General features: G+C 64.8%; 15 protein-coding genes. 6 read left to right on the forward strand and 9 right to left on the reverse strand.

What is annotated here, in order from left to right; all coding sequences use genetic code 11:
* Positions 1-5: 5 nt before the first annotated feature.
* The 5 genes from NMB40_RS08610 to NMB40_RS08630 are packed head-to-tail and all read right to left on the reverse strand — an operon-like array spanning position 6 to position 5,239.
* A complete protein-coding gene (locus NMB40_RS08610) occupies positions 6-956 on the reverse strand; it encodes an efflux RND transporter periplasmic adaptor subunit (protein WP_021201906.1) in 951 nt (316 codons plus the stop codon).
* Positions 953-2,230 carry a TolC family protein gene (locus tag NMB40_RS08615; RefSeq protein ID WP_012480227.1) on the reverse strand — a complete coding sequence of 426 codons (1,278 nt, stop codon included), beginning with the start codon at positions 2,228-2,230 and terminating at the stop codon, positions 953-955. The genes NMB40_RS08610 and NMB40_RS08615 overlap by 4 nt, the downstream gene beginning before the upstream one ends.
* 55 nt (positions 2,231-2,285) lie before the next feature.
* On the reverse strand, positions 2,286-2,642 hold the full coding sequence (locus NMB40_RS08620) for a hypothetical protein (protein ID WP_012480228.1): 357 nt from the start codon (positions 2,640-2,642) through the stop codon (positions 2,286-2,288).
* Complete coding sequence (locus NMB40_RS08625) at positions 2,639-3,256, reverse strand: cation efflux transmembrane domain-containing protein (RefSeq protein WP_005413376.1); 618 nt, start codon at positions 3,254-3,256, stop codon at positions 2,639-2,641. Before NMB40_RS08625 ends, NMB40_RS08620 begins: the two co-directional genes overlap by 4 nt.
* Before the next feature lie 24 nt (positions 3,257-3,280).
* Entirely contained in the window at positions 3,281-5,239 is a 1,959-nt protein-coding gene (locus NMB40_RS08630) for an FTR1 family protein (protein WP_019184739.1), read from the reverse strand.
* Positions 5,240-5,329: 90 nt separating this feature from the next.
* On the opposite strand from NMB40_RS08630, the gene NMB40_RS08635 reads away from it, so the two are divergent.
* The 4 genes from NMB40_RS08635 (at position 5,330) to NMB40_RS08650 (ending at position 11,275) form a co-directional block, all read left to right on the forward strand.
* Positions 5,330-5,743 (forward strand): MerR family transcriptional regulator, encoded by a 414-nt coding sequence (locus tag NMB40_RS08635; RefSeq protein ID WP_012480230.1) that lies wholly within the window; start codon positions 5,330-5,332, stop codon positions 5,741-5,743.
* Positions 5,740-7,011: a site-specific integrase gene (locus NMB40_RS08640; RefSeq protein WP_005413373.1), complete on the forward strand. Its 1,272-nt coding sequence runs from the start codon at positions 5,740-5,742 to the stop codon at positions 7,009-7,011. The genes NMB40_RS08635 and NMB40_RS08640 overlap by 4 nt, the downstream gene beginning before the upstream one ends.
* Positions 7,012-7,035: 24 nt before the next feature.
* A complete protein-coding gene (locus NMB40_RS08645) occupies positions 7,036-10,029 on the forward strand; it encodes a Tn3 family transposase (RefSeq protein ID WP_282243914.1) in 2,994 nt (997 codons plus the stop codon).
* Between the two features lie 787 nt (positions 10,030-10,816).
* Positions 10,817-11,275, forward strand: a complete 459-nt coding sequence (locus NMB40_RS08650; RefSeq protein ID WP_012480233.1) for a hypothetical protein — start codon at positions 10,817-10,819, stop codon at positions 11,273-11,275.
* Between the two features lie 50 nt (positions 11,276-11,325).
* Here the strand turns inward: NMB40_RS08650 and NMB40_RS08655 are convergent, their stop codons facing one another.
* The 3 genes from NMB40_RS08655 to NMB40_RS08665 are packed head-to-tail and all read right to left on the reverse strand — an operon-like array spanning position 11,326 to position 15,066.
* Positions 11,326-13,236 carry a DUF7380 domain-containing protein gene (locus NMB40_RS08655; RefSeq protein WP_139103662.1) on the reverse strand — a complete coding sequence of 637 codons (1,911 nt, stop codon included), beginning with the start codon at positions 13,234-13,236 and terminating at the stop codon, positions 11,326-11,328.
* The gene (locus NMB40_RS08660) at positions 13,229-14,125 is read right to left on the reverse strand and encodes a hypothetical protein (RefSeq protein WP_049460393.1); all 897 of its coding nucleotides are present in this window, start codon (positions 14,123-14,125) and stop codon (positions 13,229-13,231) included. The genes NMB40_RS08655 and NMB40_RS08660 overlap by 8 nt, the downstream gene beginning before the upstream one ends.
* Positions 14,122-15,066, reverse strand: a complete 945-nt coding sequence (locus tag NMB40_RS08665) for a DNA-binding protein (protein WP_012480237.1) — start codon at positions 15,064-15,066, stop codon at positions 14,122-14,124. The genes NMB40_RS08660 and NMB40_RS08665 overlap by 4 nt, the downstream gene beginning before the upstream one ends.
* Positions 15,067-15,171: 105 nt before the next feature.
* Between NMB40_RS08665 and NMB40_RS08670 the strand changes: the two genes are divergently transcribed.
* Positions 15,172-16,251 (forward strand): site-specific integrase, encoded by a 1,080-nt coding sequence (locus NMB40_RS08670; RefSeq protein ID WP_044570177.1) that lies wholly within the window; start codon positions 15,172-15,174, stop codon positions 16,249-16,251.
* Between the two features lie 153 nt (positions 16,252-16,404).
* Positions 16,405-19,368 (forward strand): hypothetical protein, encoded by a 2,964-nt coding sequence (locus NMB40_RS08675; protein WP_139103663.1) that lies wholly within the window; start codon positions 16,405-16,407, stop codon positions 19,366-19,368.
* 1 nt (position 19,369) lies between these two features.
* Here the strand turns inward: NMB40_RS08675 and NMB40_RS08680 are convergent, their stop codons facing one another.
* Positions 19,370-20,263 (reverse strand): BrxR family transcriptional regulator, encoded by an 894-nt coding sequence (locus tag NMB40_RS08680; RefSeq protein ID WP_044570182.1) that lies wholly within the window; start codon positions 20,261-20,263, stop codon positions 19,370-19,372.
* Positions 20,264-20,433 lie beyond the last annotated feature (170 nt).

Here is a 20,433-nt window from a genome sequence, read left to right on the forward strand (position 1 = left end):
GGGCCTCATTCTTCTTCCACGGTGGACTTTTCGATGTCGGCCTTGATCAGGAAGCTTTGGGCCACCACCACCTGTTCACCGGCCTTGAGGCCTTCCAGCACTTCGGCGCGTTCGGCGTCGCGGCGCCCCAGCTTCACCGGCCGGGTGTGGTAGGTTTCGCCCTGCTGCACGTAGACCACGTCCTGGTCTTCTGCGGTCTGCAGCGCCGTGATCGGCACCACCAACGCTGCCGATTGGCGATCCACGGTGACCCGCGCCTTGACCGCCGACCCCGGCCGCCACAGGCCATCGGTGTTGGCCACCGTGCCGCGCGCAATGGTGCTTTGGCTGGCGGTGGCGGTGCCGGGCAGGACGCGCTCCAAGGTGGTCTGTGCGGTGACGCCATCGCTCAAGCGGGTAACCGTCACCGGCACGCCAGCACCGATGTGCTGGGCGTCGGCGCCGAAGATGTGCAGGTCCACCCACAGCGTGGACAGGTCGGCGACCTCAAACAGCGGCGCGCCCTCAGCGGCGGCCATGCCTACGGCGGCCGTGCGCGCCATGACCACGCCACTGATCGGCGCGGTGACGGTATAGGTGGTCAGGCTCAGGTTGCTCTCTACCGTGGCCAGTGCCTGGCCGGCCCGTACCTGATCACCCACGCCCGCACGCACGGAGCGGACCGGTCCGGGGAAGCGTGCCGTGACCTGCGCGATGCGACCGTCAATCGGGGTCAACAGCCCTTGCACCTCATGCTCGTCAGCAATCTCACCGGGGCCTGCCGGTGCGACCTGGATACCCGCTGCCTGCGCAGCTTTGGCGGCAATCTTGGTTTCCAGCGGCGCTTCCTCGTGCTCGCCGTGCTCTTCGCCCTCAGCGGCGGCGCCGCCTTCGGACGCTTCGTTGGGGGCCGACGCGTTGCAGGCGGCCAGCATCATCAGGGCCATGCCCAGTGCGGTCCAGGAAAAGCGATTCATGGGGTCTCTCCGGTGGAAGCAGCCGCCGGCGGCGCGACAAGCGCCTGGCCGGTCAGGCGTTGAATTTCGATCAGGGCGCGCTGCGCATCGAGCGCCACGTCCAGCTGCTGCTGGGCCATGGCCGTGCGTTCGGACTGCAGCTGTGCCCATTCCAGGTAGCTGATCGCGCCGGCGCGATAGGCGCGCTCGGCGGCCTGCTCAGCCCGGGCCAACTTCGGCAGCACCTCGCCTTGCAGCCGTGCCACCTCGGCCTGCGCCACGGTGTAGCGACCATGGGCTTCGACCAGCGTGGAATACAGCGACAGGCCCTTGGCCTCGCGCTCGATCGTCAGAACCTCCAGCTCGGCTTCGCCGGCGCGGATCTCCGGCTGCGCGCGGCTGCGGCTGCCCAGTGGCATGGACAGGCTGGCCACCAGCGCGGTGTCGTCAGTCTCCTGCAGGCGGCGCACGCCCAGCTGCCACGACAAGTCCGGCGAGGCCGCCGAACGCGCCAGCTGCAGTCGTGCCTGCGCGATCCGGCGGGCATCGGCAAACTGCGCCAACTCGGGAGTGCGCTCCAATTCCTCGGCCAGCGACTGCATGGACGCGATCGCCGGCAGGGTCATGGGATCCGCCGCGGCCACCTCGAAGCTCGGAGCACGTTCGCCCCAGAGGGCAGCAAGGTGCTGCCGGGCGGCAATGCGCTGCTGCTCGGCCCGATCACGGGTCAATTCTGCTCTCGCCAGTGCTGCTTGTGCGGTGAGCATCACCGATTCGGGAGACGCGCCAGCCTGCAGGCGCTGCCGGGCAGCGGCGACGGTCCGCTGGCGCTGGCCGACATCCATGTTCGCCAGGCTGCGTTGCCGGTCGGCACCGACAACGGCCAAATAGCGCTGCGCCGTCTCGGCGAGCAGGTCCAGCCGCCCGGTCTCGCGCTGCACGGCCAGTGCATCAATCCGGCTTTGGGCCAAGGTGCGGCGGGCGTCGAGCTTGCCGCCGCGCTCCAGGACCGAGCTCAGGCTCAAGGTCAACTCCGCGCTGTCCAGGCCACGGGCCGCGCCCGTGCCCAGCGCATTTTCAACCTCCGCCCCCAACGTCCACGGTGGCCGCTGCACGGCCTGGTCGCGCTCGGCAGCGAGCACCGTGGCTCGCGCATCGACCAGGCGCAGCTCGGGGTGGGTTTGGGCCACGCGTGCAAACGCGTCGTCCAAGGTCATCAGCTCTTCTGCTGTCGCCGGCGTTGCCGCCGCGCTCAACAGTAGCCACGCGGCCAGGGCCGCCAATCGCACATGCATGAAGTACTCCAGAATTTTCGATAGCCAACAGGGATCCGGCGCACGCCGGCGCGCATCACCCTGCGATCGGCGGCCGGAACGGCGCGAGCAGGTGCTCATGCCGATATCTGTCCGCATGGGCTGTCGCCGACGGCCAATGCCGGCCGATATGAGCAATGGCCAACACTATTTCTGGAGCCGGCGCGGCCTGGCTACAGCACAGCACCAGCTGCTGTAGCCGGTGCAGCGCGGCGTCTACGCCACGCTCGGAAGCTGGTGATGCCACTGCCGGGTCATGGTCGGCCGCGGCCAGATGGGTTTGAGCATGGAGCTCGCCAACCACTGCCAGCACCGGCTGCGTCACAAGGCCCACGGCCAAGTGCGCCAGCAGCAGCCAGCGCAGGCCACAGCTCAGCCGGCCAAGCGCTGTCATGCAGGCGTTTTGCGCGCGTCGGCACGCGCCCGGCGAGCATCACCCAAGATCTCGAAAGCCTCCTTGATCACATACAGGCCGATCAGGGCGCCGATCACGAAATCCGGGTAGGGGCTGGCCAGCCACCACACCAACAGGCCGGCCAGAATCACCCCAACGTTGGCCACCACATCGGCGCGGGTAAACAGCCAGGTCGCTCGCAGATGCACTTCGCCAGACTTCAAGGGGGCGAGCATACGGAGCACCTTCAGGTTCACGGCCAGCGAGACCAGAGCGGTACCGATCATCCAACCGCTGACCGGCTCGGCTCCGTACATCACCCGGCGGCCGACTTCGACCAGCACGCCTACGCCCAGCACCAGCAGCACGCTGCCACTGACCCACGCGGCGTTGGCCTTGAAGCGCGCCGTGCGCCCGATAGCGACCAGGCCAATGGCATAGGCGGTGGCGTCAGACAGCATGTCCAGCGCGTCAGCCAGCAGCCCGGTGGAATGGGCAATCCAGCCGGCAATGCCGCCGATCACGGCCATCGCTGCATTCAGGACCAAGGCGATCCAGAGGATGCGTCGCTCCTCCTTGTTCTTGGCTTCGTGGTGGCACCCGCAATCACTCATGTCTTGGTCCTCTGCTGTGTTGTTTCATTGCTTGTTTGCGCCTGGCTGTCTACGCACACCGGAACGGGCATTGGCGAGGAACCCCACGATGGCGGCGGTGCCTACCAATACCTGCGCCAGCAGCGACTGCCAGGTGGGATACAGGCCGATCCACTCGATGCGCGGCAACGCGAGCGGTGTTTGAGAGATCCAGCCCGCTTCCTGCAACGCGGCCACGCCTTTACCGATCAGGATGACCGCCATCACCGCGATGAGAATCGAGCTGATCGAAAAGAACCGGCCAATCGGCAGCCGCCTGCTCATGCGCAGCATCCAGTACGCCACCGCAGCCAACACCGCGATTCCCGCCACCAGGCCTGCGAGGATGGCGGTGGACGCCTGATCGCTCCACATCGCGATGTAGAACAAGATCGTCTCAAACACCTCGCGGTACACCGCGACAAAGGCCAGCATGAACAGGAAAACAGCCGAGCGCCGTGTCAGCGCAGTCGTCAGCTTGGCGTGCAGGTACTCCTGCCACCGCCCTGCAAGGCTCTTTTGGTGCATCCAGATGCCTACGCTGAGCAGGACAGCGGCAGCGAACAAGGCCGAGACGCCCTCAGTGACTTCCCGGTTCGCACCGCTGATATCAACAAAGTAAGTGGCCACTGCCCAGGTAGCTGCGCCTGCCAACAACGCGCAGATCCAACCCGCATGCACATACGGCAACACATCAGACCGCTCGGCTTTACGCAAGAACGCCACGATACCAATCACGATCAGCAGCGCTTCCAGTCCTTCGCGTACCAAGATGGTAAAGCTGCCTAGAAACGCGGTGCTGGCGCCTATTCGGGTGTCCTGCAGCGCCACGTCCGCGCGATCAAACAGCTGGGCAATTTGCGCTGCCTGCCCGGCAACGTCAGCCGCGGGCGCATGCTGATCCAGCTGCGCGCGGTAGCCTGCCATGGCCGTCTCGATCTCTCGCAGCAATGACGGATTGCGCGTGGCCAGCGTGGGTTCAAGCGGCTCTACACCATCCAGATAGGACGAGAGCGCAAGCTTTTTGGCTTGAGCCAGGTCCTCATCAGCGTAAGCGCGCTGGCTGGCGGCCAGTCGCTGCCGCGCCACCGCAAAGCGATCGGCTCCTGGTACCGCTTCGTTTACTGCCTGTGGCTGCGAACGCAGGTAGGCGATGATCGCGTTTGCCTGATCGGCGGGCATCGTGGTGGCAAGATCGGCCTCTCGCGTGCGTGTCAGCGCTTCGAGCGAGGGAATGTGCGTATGGGCCTCGGCACTGGTGCGCCATAACGCCTCACCTTGAGCCTTGGCTTGCGAGGAGTACCCCAAGCTGCCCACATAGAATGCCAACGCCCAGCGATCACTTTCTGACAGCCCAGAGAAGCTGACCATGCCGGTACCCGGCACACCCTGGGAAATGACCTCGTACAACGACAGCGGCGTTCGCTGCGCGGCGCGAGTGGCATCGGTGAACGCGATCGGCGGCGGACTTAACGCTTGCGCGGCGGGGCCATCACCGTGACCTGTGGGGCCGTGACAGGCCGCGCACTGCTGGCTGTAGATGGACGCGGCCTGGGAGGTCTTCGGCGCGCTCGCCGGAACAGCGCCGATCGGGTAGCGGGCCAACAGCGTCGTGCCGAGCCCGCGCGCCAACGTTGCCACTTGCGCCGGGTCGGCCTTCTCTGCCACCGCCTGGACCAGGCGGTCGGCCTGGGCCGTCAGCTCCTGCTGGTTCTGGCCACCGGGCAATGCTGCCAGCTGACTGCGCACGGAGCCGGCAAACTCGCTCATTTCGGCGTATTCGTTGGGGGCAATTACGCGACCGGCCTGGACCGCGCCGGGGTAGTCGACCGCGATGTAATCGAGCATCTGCCAGGTTTGGCGCAGGTCTGCTGCGGCAGGCTCCGCCTGAGCAGAAGCGGGCAGAACCCAGCCGATCAGCAAGGCAATCAGGCAGTAGCGAATCAAGGCGATGGGCAGTGGCATGGTCGTCACATGCAGCGCCGCGGCCGGAGTGGCGGCGGATACGGGTTCAGCGTAAAGTCCGTAGCTACTACGGAGTCAAGCGTACTACGAATGAAAATCAGTGAGGCTGCCGACGCCAGCGGATGCCACTTGGAGACGATTCGCTATTACGAGCGGATCGGGTTGCTGCCGCGCCCGGGGCGCACGGGCAACGGCTACCGGGTCTATGGCCCGGCCGACATCGAGCGGCTGCGCTTCATTGCGCGTGGCCGGGACCTGGGCTTCAGCCTGGAGGAGGTCCGCAGCCTGCTGCAGCTGGCCGGCGATGAGGAGCTTTCGTGCGGGGACGTGGACCGGTTGGCCCGCAGCCATCTGGCCGACGTGCGCGCCCGCATGGCCGACCTGCAGCGCATGGCCAGCGAGCTGGAACGGGTGATTGCCAGTTGCCATGGCGGGCAGCGGGCGGAATGCACCATCCTGTCGACGCTGCGCCAGACGACCTCGGTGGAGGCCACGCGCCAGTGACCGAACTGGACCGCTACCTCGATGCGGCCACGCGCCAGAACACGGTGCGCAGCTATGCGTCGGCGCTGCGGCACTTCGAGGTTGAATGGCAAGGCCACCTCCCAGCGACACCTGACAGCGTGGCCCGGTACCTGGCCGCTTATGCGCAGACCTTGGCGACCAGCACCCTCCGCCAACGTCTGGCGGCCATCGCCTCTTGGCACCGCGACCACGGCTTTGTCGACCCGACCCGATCGCCGCTGGTGCGCAAGGTGCTCAAAGGCATCCAGACCCTGCACCCGGGCCAGGTCAAGCAAGCCGCGCCGCTCCAGATTCGGCGGCTGGTCGAGCTCGATGACTGGCTGGCCGCGGCGATCGCTGCGGCACATGCCCGGGGCGATGGGCCGGCGGCGCTGCGCCATCAACGAGACCGAGCGCTGGTGCTGCTCGGGTTCTGGCGGGGATTCCGTGGCGATGAACTGCTGCGTCTGGACGTGGCCCATCTCACGCTGGTGCCGGGACAGGGGATGACCTGCTTCTTGCCACGCAGCAAGGGTGATCGCCAGGCAGCCGGCGTCACCTACAAGGTGCCGGCGCTGTCGCGGTTATGTCCGGTGGAGGCGACCCAGGCGTGGCTGCAGGCGGCCGACCTGCAAGAAGGGCCGGTGTTTCGGGCAGTCAACCAATGGGGCCAGGTGAGCGCCGAAGGCCTGCATCCCAACAGCTTGGTGCGCCTGCTGCGCGAGTTGCTGACCAGTGCCGGCTTTGCCGATGCGGGGCTCCACAGCAGCCATTCGTTGCGCCGCGGCTTTGCCAGCTGGGCCAACGACCAAGGCTGGGACATGAAGGCCTTGATGGAGTACGTGGGCTGGCGCGATGTGCAGTCGGCCATGCGTTACCTGGACGGGCGTGACCCGTTTGCCCGGGACCGCATTGAAGCAAGCCTGCCCAGTCCAACCGTGCCGGTACCGGCGATGGCACTGCCGGCGCCGGAGGGCAAATCGGCCCTGCAGCTGCGCCTGCGCATGGTGCTGACCCCGTTTGCCCGCACGGGCCGCGGCGCGGCCAAGGCCCGAGGCCGAATTGAAGAGATCTGCTTGGCCCCGTTCCAGGCTGTGCGCCTGAACACCGCCAGCAGCGAGTACCAGTTGACTGCTCCCACCGATCCCGAAAGGGATCTGGATGAAATCCTGGCCACGTTGCTCGATGACATGCACCGCATGGCCGATACGCACCAGTGCTTCCTGGAAGCGTCGCTCAGTACAGACGACGGCCGGCACTGGGACTGATCCCCCTCACACCCTCCGGATCCAATGGCTACCCTTCACGAGACCGCCTACCCGCGACTGAAGCCTGATCCCACCGCCAAGGAACTGGAGGAGATCTATACCCCGACCGCCGCTGAGATTGCATTCGCCAAGCAGCTGACCACCCAGCCGGGTCCGCAGCTGGCGGTACTGATTCATCTCAAGCTCTTCCAACGCTTGGGCTACTTCACGCTGTTGGCCGACGTACCCGAGCGGATCCGGAAGCACATCGCCAAGGCCGCCCGACTCGGGCGCGTATTGGACACCGACCAGCTCGAACGCTACGACGCTTCCGGCAGCCAGCGCCGGCATATGCCGCAGCTTCGGCAATTCATCGGGGTACGTCCCCTGGATAAATCGGGCTTGGCTTGGCTGGACACAGTGGCCACCGGAGCAGCCCAGACCAAGCACACCATCCCGGACATCGTGAACGTCCTGCTCGAAGAGCTGGTGCACCATCGCTACGAACTGCCCGGTTTCCGCACTCTGGAGCTGGCCGCCATCGGCGCCCGTGAGCGGGTCAATCTGGGCTACTACCGCAGCATCAGCCACGCGCTGACGCCTGCCACGCGCACGCTCATCGACGAACTGCTGCGCGCACCGGAAGGGTCCAGGTTCACCGGCTGGCAATCACTCAAGCGCGAGCCCGGCCGGCCCACCAACAAGGAAGTTCGGTTCTACCTGCAGCACATCCGCATGCTGCAGCAGTTGGCCGACCAGCTGCCTCCCATCGATGTGCCGGTGCCCAAGCTCAAGCAGTTCCGTGCAATGGCTCGGGCCTATGACGCCAGCGAGCTGGCCGAACTGGCTCCGGACAAGCGCTATGCGCTGGCCACCATCTTCATTCGCGCCCAGCATGCCAAGACACTGGATGATGCAGCCGAGTTGTTCATCAAGCAGGTGCGCGGGCTGGAGAACACGGCCCAGCAGAAATTGCTGGCCTACCAGCTCGAACATGCCAAACGGGCCGACTTCCTCATCGGCCAGCTCAAGGAAATCCTGCAGGCCTATCAGCTAGACGGCAGCGATAGTCAGCGCGTGGATGCCATCGACAACAGCCTGGAAGCGGAAGTGTCGACCTTGCTGGCCGAATGCGAAGAACATATGGCCTACGCCGGGAAGAACTACCTGCCTTTCATGCTGCAGCCCTATGGCGCGGTCAGGCCGCTGCTGTTCAATGGGCTGGAGCTGATGAAACTTCGGGCGACCAGCCACGACGCCGGCATGGAGCCGCTGATCGCAGCGGTGCTCTCGCTGCGCAACCAGCGCCGTGAGCTGATCGAGGTCGCCTCCCTCGGTTTGGACCCGGAAAAGGACTTTGACTGGATGTCCAAGCTCTGGTGTCAGCACGTGTTCGGCAAGCGGGCCAGTGCAGCCGGCGCCGGCTGGATGCACCGTAAGTACTTCGAGCTGGCCGTGCTGGTGCAGGTCAAGGACGAACTGAAGTCCGGAGATCTCTTCATTCCCAGCAGCGAACGGTTTGATGACTACCGTGAGCAGCTGGTCGATGAAGCCACCTTGGCCCAGGAACTGGAAGCCTACGGCCAGGTGTCAGGCCTGCCCACCGACGCCGAGTCTTTCGTGGCGGGATTACGTGCACAACTGACCTCCCTGGCCGATGAGGTCGACGCGCGTTTCCCGGAGAACGTACATGCGGACATCCTGGATGGGCGCCTGGTGCTGCGGAAGGGGCAACGCGCCGAAGTCTCCAGCGCGATTACCACGGTGGATCGCCTCATCGCCGAACGGCTTCCAGAATCCAGCATCGTCGATGTCCTGATCGATGCCAGCCAATGGCTGGATCTGCACCGTTTCTTCCGCCCGATCGCCGGCACCGAGAGCCAGGTCGAAGATCTGCCCCGACGTGTGATCACCACGCCATTCTGCTATGGCTGCAACCTGGGGCCGACGCAGACGGCGCGGTCGATCAAGGGCTTCAGCCGGCGTCAAGTCGCTTGGCTCAACCTGAAATACGTGACCGAGGATGTGCTTGAGAAGGCCATCGTGGAGGTCATCAATACCTACAACAAATTCGACCTGCCTGGCTATTGGGGCAGCGGCAAGAGCGCATCAGCTGATGGCACGAAGTGGAGCGTCTACGAGGACAACCTGCTGTCGGAGTATCACATCCGCTACGGCGGCTACGGTGGCATCGGCTACTACCACGTGTCCGACAAATACGTAGCGCTGTTCAGCCACTTCATTCCCTGTGGCGTGCACGAGGGCATCTACATCCTCGACGGTCTGTTGGCCAACACTTCCGACATCCAGCCTGAGATCGTCCATGGCGACACGCAGGCCCAAAGCTATCCGGTCTTCGGCCTGGCCCACATGCTGGGCATCCAGCTGATGCCCCGGATCCGGAACATCAAGGACCTGACATTCTTTCGGCCCGAACCGGGTAGGGCTTATAAGAACATCCAGGCACTGTTCGGGGACAGCATCGACTGGCGACTGATCGCCACCCATCTCCACGACATGCTGCGGGTGGTGATCTCAATCCGATTGGGCAAGATCACCGCGTCCTCGATCCTGCGCCGGCTGGGCACCTACAGCCGGAAGAACAAGCTGTACTTCGCCTTCCGGGAACTTGGCAAGGCCGTTCGAACGCTGTTCTTGCTGCGCTACATTGATGACAATGAGATCCGCAAAACGATCCATGCTGCCACCAACAAGAGCGAGGAATACAACGGCTTCGTGAAATGGGTGTTCTTTGGCAGCCAGGGGATCATTGCTGAGAACGTCCAACACGAGCAGCGCAAGATCATCAAGTACAGCCAGCTGGTGGCCAACATGATCATCCTCCACAACGTGGAAGGCATGAGCCGGACCTTGGCCGAGATGAGGAAGGAGGGGATTGAACTGACGCCCGAGATCCTGGCCGGCCTGTCGCCTTATCGGACCAGCCACATCAATCGCTTCGGCGACTACCACCTGGATCTTGAAAGGGAAGTGGCGCCGCTGAGCTACACAGCCAAGGTGCTTGAACAGACCCCATAGATGGGGAGAACCTGATCGAGAGACGAGCAATCAACCTTGAAATTCAGTCGCTTAGGCAGCTTTTGGCCCTGTACGTAATGATTCCCTGCCGACCCTCAACGTTTGTCGAAGATCAGGCCGAAGGGCGCATAGCGTCCGTAGTTCTAGCGGTTGACCAGCCCTGCCGCCAACGCCGCCCGAGGCGCCTCGGTGAAGCAGACGCAGCGATAGCCCCCTGTGATCCGGTGATCGCTGCCCCGTAGATAGCCGTCGCCTAGGATGCTGCGCAGCCTGCTGCAGGCCGCGTCCGGAGTGTCACCTTGGGTGAAATGAATCAGCTCACGCGTCAGGTCCCAGCGGGGCATGATCGTCCTCCGTGTCTGTATGGCGATGTGCGTGCAGGCGGGGCCTGCGCGCCAGTCTACTGCATCGATCGGCTCTGATATTCCTCCACGACCCGCAGGATGTCCGGCTCATATCCTGTGGCTCCCACAGCATCGATGCGCTCTGCCGGGACGCGGTGGGCTCGTTCTTCCCTGCGGCGCGTCTATACTTCATCTCAAATTCCAACCGCCAGCCCGCGAGCCCGCCAGTCGCCGGTAGTCATCGCGAGCTCGAGTGGCAGATGGCAAGGCGGCCGGAGCCAGGCGCTGGGGCACGCTATTGGAATGGGGAGCGCCTTCTTGACTCAAAGCAGGCCACGATTTGCGGTGTCGCCACGACGGAGCCCTCGCATCATCCTGTGCGCCCGCGGGGGGTGCCGATGCGTTGTACCCTTGCCCTTGGATCGTATGGTGGCGTAATCGCAATGACAAAATCAGCGAAGTACTCGCGTATTCCGACTGCAGATGACATTGCGGCATTCACTGGGATGCATTGTGCGCGCAAGTACCGCGACGCCGTCGACAGCGGCTGGCGCTGCCCCTGCTGTGGTCGGACCGCGCAGCAGCTGATCCGCTGGACGGAGATCCGTGGGCCCTCGTGGCGCGCCAGGTTCGGCGATGCGTATGGCATGGGATTCAGCATTACCATGGCGGAGCATCATTGCCATGGTGACGGGCGCTTTCCGGATACGTTGATCTGTGGTGATTGCAACAGCGCCGATGGGGCTGCTAAACGAAAGTTGCGTCTCCCCGAGAGCTGGTCGTTCTCGCCGCAAGAACTGGCACTGTTCGTCAAGGTCGCACCCTACAGCGGGCAGACCTGTATCAACTATGAGCTTGCACTGCGGATATTCCAGCAGCAGACCGCAGGCCGCTGGCTCTAGCGAAGACTCGTGAACGCCGACCCATTGTCGGCCTTGCTGTGGCGCTTCATCTAGGTGGCGCCCGCCTCGCCGTCCATTGCCTGCTTGGGCTCAGCTAGCTCACAAAATGGCCTGAGCACGATCCGTAGCATGAGCCACCACACGGCCATGGCCGCAGGGCTGCTCAGCTCTCTATCCGACATCAAGCCATGAGCATACCGATTGCGCAGATTGGCACCGGCGGGATGCGTCATCAGGGCTTTCAACTCGAAGTTCATGCCGGCGGGCAGAATGCCGCGCTGAGCATCCAACTCCAGCAGCAGGGTCAATGACCGCTCGTTCTCCCCGTCAAGCTCGTTCGCGACCCGCGTGTCGATGCCGTGGCGCTTGAGGTCGGCGCGGACGAAGGCCTCGACCATCGGAATGAGATTGATTGCCGCATCAATCCAGCGGAACTGTAGTCCGGCGTACAGCCCGCGGGCAATCTGCCAGGCGTGGCCGTGCGGGGTCGCCGGACTGTACCGAACGAGAGAAAGCACGTCATCGAACGCGCTGCTGAACCGCTCGGACAGCGTCCGCAGGGCGATGTCGATCAATGGCGCCAGCACGCGAGGGTAGCGCTCGTCGCACAAGCGCTCGATGGCGGCCGCCTCCACATGTACTGGGTCGTTTGCGTCGAAGGGCCCTTGGGATCGGATGGGGGCTCCCTCCGCATCCAGGTGGGTGCTGCCAAAGAAGGATCCGAAGAACTCCCCGCGCTTCTCCGCGATGGCGCGCTGGCGCTCCCGTTCGGGGTCCGGATGGTCCAGTGCCGCGAAGGCAATCTTCAGCAGAGCCAGTTGGTAATCGGCCGAGGCCACGTGTTCTTGCGCCCATTCGTGAATGTGCCTGACATCGACCTGTAGCTGGATCTCGCCCACCTCGTCGGCGATACGCAGCCGGACATCAGCGAGCTCGCTTTGCAGCCGCTGCACCCGCTCGGCATCGCCGTGGTAGCGCCTCAGCTCGGCGATGGCCTGGGCAAGCCAGGCCGCCTTCACGGCGGCACTTGCGACGTTGCCGGCGCGTGCAACGAGCGCTTCCGCAGCGTGTCGGCCTGCGGCGCGAGCGCGTGCGAGTTCGCGCTCCGACTCCCACAACCGCCGCGCCAGGCTGAACAGCCGGTGTTGGATCTCGCTATCAATGTCCTCGGTTGGCGCGGTCGCACGCGCCGTCGTCTCCAGCAGTTCGGCCGCTTCCCGCGCATGATCGGACGGACGGTCGAGCAGCTCGGTCACGTAACCATCGGCCATGCCCGGGAAGGGGCCGCGCAAAGTGCGACGGAACAGGGCCATGAAGGAGCGCCAGACTTGCTGCTGGAACGCGACATCCTTCTTCTTTGCCGGCCAGCCCAGGGCCAAGGCCCGGCGCAGGTGGGTGACGGTGTGGATTTCCACGTCCGCGGTCGTCGCCTCAGCCTCGCGCACCAGCTGCAGGTAGGCGTCAGCCCCAAGCGCGGCCAACGCGTGACGTTCGCGCCCTTGGGCATGAGGCGAGGCCAACACCACCTCCGCACAGCGCGCCCGGATCCAGGTCAGCTGGGTGGTCCGGGCGATTGCCATCACGGCGGCGCAGTCGTTGGCGTCCATGTCGCGCAGTCCAGCGCTCCAGCGCTCCGGGGTGATGTAGCGCGGGGTCAGCAGCTCATCGCCGCCCACCTGCAGGTGCATGGACGCCAGGCACGCAAGCAGCCGCAGCAGCGCCGCCGTGGTGCGGTCGCCGGTGGATTCCTGCTGGTGCGCGATGGCCGCCAGGGTCTGTGCCAAGCGCCATCCATCGCTGCTCCAGTCTACGTCGGCGATGAGCTGCTCCCAGGCGCCGTCGGCCAGCCAGTCGGCGCAGAAGGGCATCTGCAGCAGCGACCGCCGCCGCGCCGCCGGCGGCGCAGGACCCGGAGGCGGGTCGGCGTGATCGGCGGCCGAGGAGGTCTCTGCACTACTCACGTTGCTCTCCCTCATGGATCGTGGTACCGGCGCGCGGGGCGGGGCTGCCGGAGTCGGATGACGCGGACGTGGCTGGTGGTGGGTTGTCCAGCAAGCCTTTGGATGCGGCCAATGCGTGCAGGCTCTGCATCAGTGCCTCGCATTGCCCCAGGGCGGTGACCAGCATCTCCGATAGCTGGTGGGCAGTGAAGCCCACCTGGTGCCCCAGCTCGAAGGTCAGGAGACGCTCGACGGTCCGCGCCTGCACCTCGCCGCCGTCCCTGAGGAAGATACCCTCCCCCAGATCCAGCGGCATCAGCTGGGGCTCCCCGCCCACGGGGTGCAGCCACAGATCGAGGCCAATCCATTTCACCAACAGGTGCTCACGTCCGCCAACGAGATCTTTAGGGCCGACCAGCCCCAGCCGGTGGACCAGGCAGTTGCGTGCATCCCAGAAGGTGGACAGGCAATCGCTATGGGGGGCATCGATACCGAAGGTCTCCCGCAGCAATTCCAGCTTGCGCCCAATCCCCGTGTGTTCGAACGCCGTGGGGACCGTGGGCACCGGGGCGTCCGGCGGCAGGCGGCCGCCCTGACTGAGGCTGATCAGCGCCGCGGCCAGGTAGAGATCGTGCAGGTAGCGCTCCAGGAACGCACACAGTTCGCGCACCCCGTTGGTCAGGATCCACAGCTGGAACTCGTCGGCAATGTGGGCGACGGCCTCGTGGCTCAAGTTGGTGGGGATGAAATGGTAGCGGGTGTCGGCCGGGGCCAGCTCCAGTGACGCCGGCGTGGCGCTGCGGGCGGCATTCAAGCCCAACGACATGAAGGCCGCGACCCGTCGGACTCCGCGTTGGAGCGTCGCGGTGATCCGGGGCAGGTCCAGCTGGACGGTGCCGGCCGGGGTCATGGCCGGGGCCTCGCGCGGCGAGCCGGCCGCGCGGTGGCGGCGACAGCGCCGGTTTCCCTGGGCTTGCGCGTGCGGCCGGTCGTCGCGGGGCGCCGTGCCGCCTGCTGGAGGGTAGCCACCAGCTCCCGCAGTGGTGCCAGTTGGGCGGCCGACTGCTCGGCGCGCAATGTCTGGGCGGTGAGCGCCGCGGCGGCCGCCTGCTGCTCCTGCCGACGCTCCTGCTCTTGCACTTGCTCGCGCTCGCGGAGGTGCTGGGCCAGTTGCGTGTGCTTGTGCACCTGCTGGGTCAGCTGGCGTGCCTTGATCCGCAGGCGGTCGACTTCCGCGTTGAGGCGATCTTCGGTGCTGCGGGCGTGCTCAGTCCACTCCTGCCGTTCGCGCTGATGGGTCACTTGCAGTTGGTCCTTCTCCTGGTGCAGCTCGGCCAGCTGCGCTTCCAGCCGTTCCTGGCGGGCATGGGCGCCATCGCGCTGGGCGCGCAGCTCCTGCGCCTGCGCGGCGGCCTCGGCGAGCTGGGTGCGCAGCAGGTCGATGCTGGTCTGCGCTGCCGTCGCGGCCGCGAGCGCTACCCGCATGTCCTGCTGCTCCTGCGCACGGCTCGCGCGCTCCGCCGCCAGGCGATCGCGCTCGTCTTCGAGCGCCGCCTGCTCCGTGCTCAGCGCCGCTCGGGCATGCTCCCCCGCCCCTTCCAGGGCGGCGGCCCAGCAGCGCTGGGCCAGGGTCAGCACCGCGGCCGGCACGTCGGGTTGGGCCGCCTCGCGGGCGCGTTGGCGCAGGCGTGTTCCCACGCTTGACCACCAGGTGTCCAAGTGACGGGTCACGGTATTGGGCGAGCCGGTGCCCAGGTGGGCGCGGATGCGCTCCACCGTGGGGCGCTCGCCGCCGGCGACGAGGTCATCGGCGGCGTTATGGACATCCAGTTCGGTCAGGCCGCGGGCCATGGGAGTCTCCGGTCAATGAAACGGCGGGTGGGGGCCGCTACTTCCGATAATGTAGAATTATCGGAACAACGACACCGAATCTGTAGTGAGGATTACATAGTACATATGAAAGTCGTCACTTCATTGACCGTCGATCAGCTCCCCACCCTGCCCGACCCGTCCCGGTTGTCGGCTCAGGCCGCCACCGCCGCTGAGCAGATTTTGGCTGCTGCGCGCAGCGCCAACACCACCCGCAGCTACCGCACCGCGCTGCGCTACTGGGCCGGTTGGTGCCAGGGTCGTTACGGCCGGCCGCTGCAGCTGCCGCTGCCGGCGGCAACGGTGGTGCAATTCATCGTCGACCACGTGGCCCGCGACACCGCTGAGGGCGTGCGCTGGGAGTTGCCGGCCGCACTGGACAAGGCGCTGGTGGCGGCCCGATTGAAGAGCCGCCCCGGACCCTGGCGATTGGCCACCCTCACCCATCGCGTCTCGGTGCTGAGCAAGGTCCACCAACTGCAGCAACTGGCCAATCCCATCGACAGCGCCGAGGTGCGTCAGCTGCTGGCCAGCGCCCGCCGCAGCGCGCACAAGCGTGGCGAACGCCCGCAGAAGAAGGCGGCCATTACCCGGATCGAGTTGCAGGCGCTGCTGGCCACCTGCGGAAACGACCTGGCCGGCCAGCGTGACCGCGCCCTGCTCTGCTTTGCCTTTGCCAGCGGCGGCCGCCGTCGCAGCGAAGTCGCCGCGGCGACGTTGGCGCACCTGCGCCCGCTGCCCGAGGGCGGATTCGTCTATCGGCTGGATCAGGGCAAGACGCTGCAGGATGGCCCCAAGGTCGGCGGCAGCCCCGATAAGCCGCTCGTGGGCGCGGCCGCCGTGGCATTGCAGGCCTGGCTGGAGGCGGCCAAGCTCACCGAAGGGGCGCTGTTCCGTCGCGTGTGGGGGACGCGGGTGGGTCCGGCACTGAGTGATCGCGCCATTGCACTGATCATCCAGCGCCGCGCTAAGCAGGCCGGTCTAGACGGAGACTTCGGCGGGCATAGCCTGCGCTCGGGCTTCGTTACCGAGGGCGCCAGGCAGGGCGTGGCACTGCCTGCGCTGATGGCCATGACCGATCATCGCTCCGTTGCGAGCGTAACCGGCTACTACCAATCGGGTGGAGCGCAATGCAATCCAGCGGCACGCCTGTTGGACGACGTTTAACTGGCCGTAGCTGGGCGGCCCATTGAGGCAACTCTGGCGCTATGCACTGTCCTGCCATCGCCATTGCAATGATCCCAAGCGTGTTGCGCCGTGTCGTGGCAGGTATGATGGGGCGTCGGTCACATTTTTGGGGGAAGTGTGGGTTGCGCTGATATGCAGGAAGCAGATGAGAGCTGTGGCAAGACTGCAGCCGCGCCGGAACAGGCGAAGCTCGCGCCGGACGAACAGACGGTCGGATTGGTTCTCCCGCTCTATGGCTACCATCAAGGCCCCCACCCTAGGGCTGGCCGACATGTCGGTTTGCGCAGATCGCTGCGAACTGCAGTGGTTTTGGGCACGCTGAGTGATCACACCGTGCTCGTCGCCGACGAAGAGGATGGACGCGTCTACCGCACCTCATCGGCCAGTTTAGTCACGGCTCGCCAAGCTGTTCGCCTAACACTTAGTGAGCATCTTGAGGTCGCCAGGCAATTGGCCCTCAAGGGCAATCGCTATGGCATTTCCATTCTGGCGGCCCACTTTCGTGGCATCAACGGCACTGCCTATGCCAGCCCGGCGGCCTTCGCCTGGTGCGTCCGCGCAATGTGTGAAGGCCACATGTTCAGGAGCGCAACTGCTGAGGTAGAGGCCTGGATTCAGGCTCAGATCGAGGCCTCCTCCGATTTAGGAGACGCCCTCCCTCCTCCCGCAGAGAGCGGTGAGATCGAGCTATGGTCTGGTAAGCCGGCGGAAGCGCAAGCTGCCACAGATGCGACATCGCGCTCACTTGAAAGTGCGCTGCAGCTCGGCGCCGATTCAATCGCCAAGGCCGACGGAGATTTTGAGCTCCAGCGAACGTACGCAGATAGTCACGGCAGCAGACTGGCGATCGACGTTCAGTCCGGCCTTCAAGTGGTCGTGCTGGGCCCCAGCAATGTCGAATCGGCAGAGGGATTTGTCGATGTCTTGTTTCTAGACAATCTCGAGGCTTGCGCCCGTCATGCTAGTGGCCTGAGTTTCGGTGACGACACCATCGATCCGGGTTGGCTATGGGAAGTGGTCACCGACTCGGCGCGTCACGGCAAATCTCCGCTCCCCATCGCGCTTTGGCTGGCTTCCTCGGATATTGGCCCCTCCGGTCAAGCGGACGCAAGCTTGGAGCGATCTTTAACGCGGATCTTCGGCGCCGCTTTTGCAGCCAGGCAGTGGGCGAATGATCGGCCTGCGCTCGCGCAGAAATGGATACGGCTCGCCCGAGAGTGCTGGCGATCTCTGCCTAAGGTGGAGCAATCGCGCGTCGCGGCTGCTATTCCTGAACTGGTATCGTCGCTTTCGAAGCGGCGGGCTCCAAGTCCCGCGGCCCCACTCCGAGCAGCTTTCCGCGCAACGATCGATGGGCTGCTGACGCGGCACCCCGTTCCTTTGATTGCGCGAGACAGGCCGCCTCCGCCGAGTGCAGCGGTAGAGATCGAGGGCATTGAAGCGGTTGATCTTGTGATCGAGGCGAATGCTGCTGCGCCTGTCATGGCAGTGCCGCGAGCAAGCAACGCTCAGTCTCGCAGACGGGTGGGCGCGGTTAAGTTTGGCAATTCACAGCGCGTCCTGCGCTTTGATTTGTCAGACCACGCACTGTTGGCTTCCGAGTGGGCCTTGGTGGACAAAGAGTCGGCCCATCTCGATGCGGTGACGTCGGCTCTCAGTTGGCTAGAGGCTCGAATGGGACTGAGCCTGCCCAAGACATGGCGAGAAGGGGCACACGAGATTGAGCGCCAAGGCGTCACGCTTCAATTGGAATCGGGTGAAGGCATCTTTGCTTTCCGGCTGGATCACCCTGACACGACTCACCCAACCCGGTGGTGGAGGATGGAGGCCACTGTCCTCGCGGGGATGGGGGGCGTCGGCGGCATGGTGGGCGTTCGCCTAAGCGCACGAGACCTGGTGTCCCTTCCGGCACCCTCTAGGACGGTTCCAGCTATTGTCCGTGAATGGGCCCGCTCGCCTGGGCTGGCTATCGCTGGTGCGCCCGCTGGAGCCCCTACATTCGTCCGTGATGAGGAGGGTATGTCGCGCCTGCTTGCCGCCGTCCAAGACAGCGGTCGCGACGCACCTCTATGGGTAGTAGCCGCTCGCTTTGAGCTGATCAAGCCGCTGCAGGCTCTGGCCAGAATGTATGTCGTTGAGCCGGCGATGTGGGCCCAATATGCTACCCATTACGGTGCGCTGGCTCCGAGCACGGTCCATGTGTTTCAAAAGGCTGGCGGTACCAGGGCACACGTCGACATAAGCAAGGGACAGGGACTGGAGCAGCTACGTGAGTTGACTCTCCAAGCTCGGCACCGCCCTGAGGTTCCTGCGTTTCGAGACATTCGGAACGCCATAGCCGAAGCCAGGTTGCGTGCGTTGAGCAACGGGAAAGACTCGGCACTCAACGACGCCGTTCTTCCTCCGCCAGTTCCAACCGCTGAAGACATTCGGGCTTTGATTTCCAGGGAAGTCAGGGACTATGAAGAGTTGCTGCAAGTGGCCGAAGACGAGCGAAACGCTGCGGTCGCAGACCGAGACTCCGCCCTGCACGATCTGCAAACAACGACCGATGAGATAGTCGAGCTCAAGCGGCGCCTGCACAGCGCACAACTGCGGCTGGGATCTGCAGCTCCCACTGATGAGCCGACAACAGAGCGGGCCGCACCTCCGGCCACACTGGAGGGGCTCGCGGAGTGGGCAATCTCGCTGCGGCCTCGGGTGGTCTTCCCGGAAAAAACGCTCCGCTCTGCCAGCCGCGTGGCCCATAGCGAGACCGCGCTGATATATGCCTGTCTGGAACAACTGTCTGAAAGCTACTGGCGATCACGCTGGGCAGACGACGAAGCGAGTCGTCGCCAAGCGCGCGACGAGTGGGAGGAATTCCTGAAAGAGAATCGACTGCGGTTGTCCGGCGTTGGTGTTATTGCAGCCCGCCACTTGGGTGAGTATCGAGGCATCGTAGGCGGGTCGACCTACACCATGGACATGCATGTTGCAGGTAGTAACGCCCACGATCCGCTCCGCTGCCTGCGGATCTACTGCTACGTCGATGAGCTCAATCGCAGGGTGGTCGTAGGCCATTTGCCTACGCATCTGACCAATGCCTTGACCTAGCTCAGCCGCCCACAGACAGGCCCTGACGATCTTCGCGCATCCATTGGGCGACTTCGTCGGGGTTCCCCACGATGACATGCTGCCGAGCCGCATCGGGGTGAATCTCCAGCGAATCGAGATTCAGGTGGCGCAGCGTGTAGAACAGCATTGCTTTTCGGCAGGGAAGAATCAGCACGTCATCCTGCATCGCATAGTCCCGGGCCACCGCCGCCCGCTGGTTGGGCGTCAGCGCGGGGTGCGGGATTAGCTGAACCCCGACCTCCGTGAACCAGCCAATGTCGTTGCTTGGATCGATTGCGGGGGAGTCGGCATGGATCGTGTGGATCTCGAAGCGCCCGATGGCGAAATCCCGGAACATTAAGCGGGTGTGGCAGTAAGCCCGGACGTGCCATCTGAGGCCATCGTAGCCAAGCGCATGCGGGGAGATGGTCAGGCTGAGGGGCGCGTCCTCGTCCATGGACTGGTAACGGCCCTCTAACCTGTCGCCGTCGCGGATGGCTCGCACCCACGTGGAGATCTCCGTTGCCGCAATCGGGCGCGCAGGGGTGCCGACAATGCCGGTCAACGGCACATAGCCGATGAAGCTCTCATCTCGTGTCAGCAGGCCGCGCTCCAGGCCATACAACTCGAATAGGTACTGGCTGGACGTCGCGCGGCCGCTGACCGGCAGAAAGCCTGGCTGCGCACGGTAGGCCCGCGCACTCGGGTCGTACTCCATGTTGCCTGGCGCGATCTTGACGTACTCAGCTAGGTCAGAGGACGCCTGGGGGACGGATATGCCAAAAAAATCAATGAGATCGCGGCGATTCAAGCGACCGTCGTATTGCAATCGAAGATCGATGAAGGCTATACGCCGCGCTTGCCCCCAACGCAGCGAATGGGTTTCTGAAGACATGGACGCCTCGGTTTTGGGATGTCTAACGATAGCATCCGTACAGAAACTTGACACGCATACAACCTACACGGATAGTATGTATGCGGGTGATGTGCGGCCCTGCTTCGAAAGCGCGCTACCCACCCTTGAGCTGCCTCCGGGCTGCGGGGGAAGGACGTGGCGCGTTCCAT

The organism is Stenotrophomonas sp. FBCC-B152 (genome assembly GCF_059134105.1).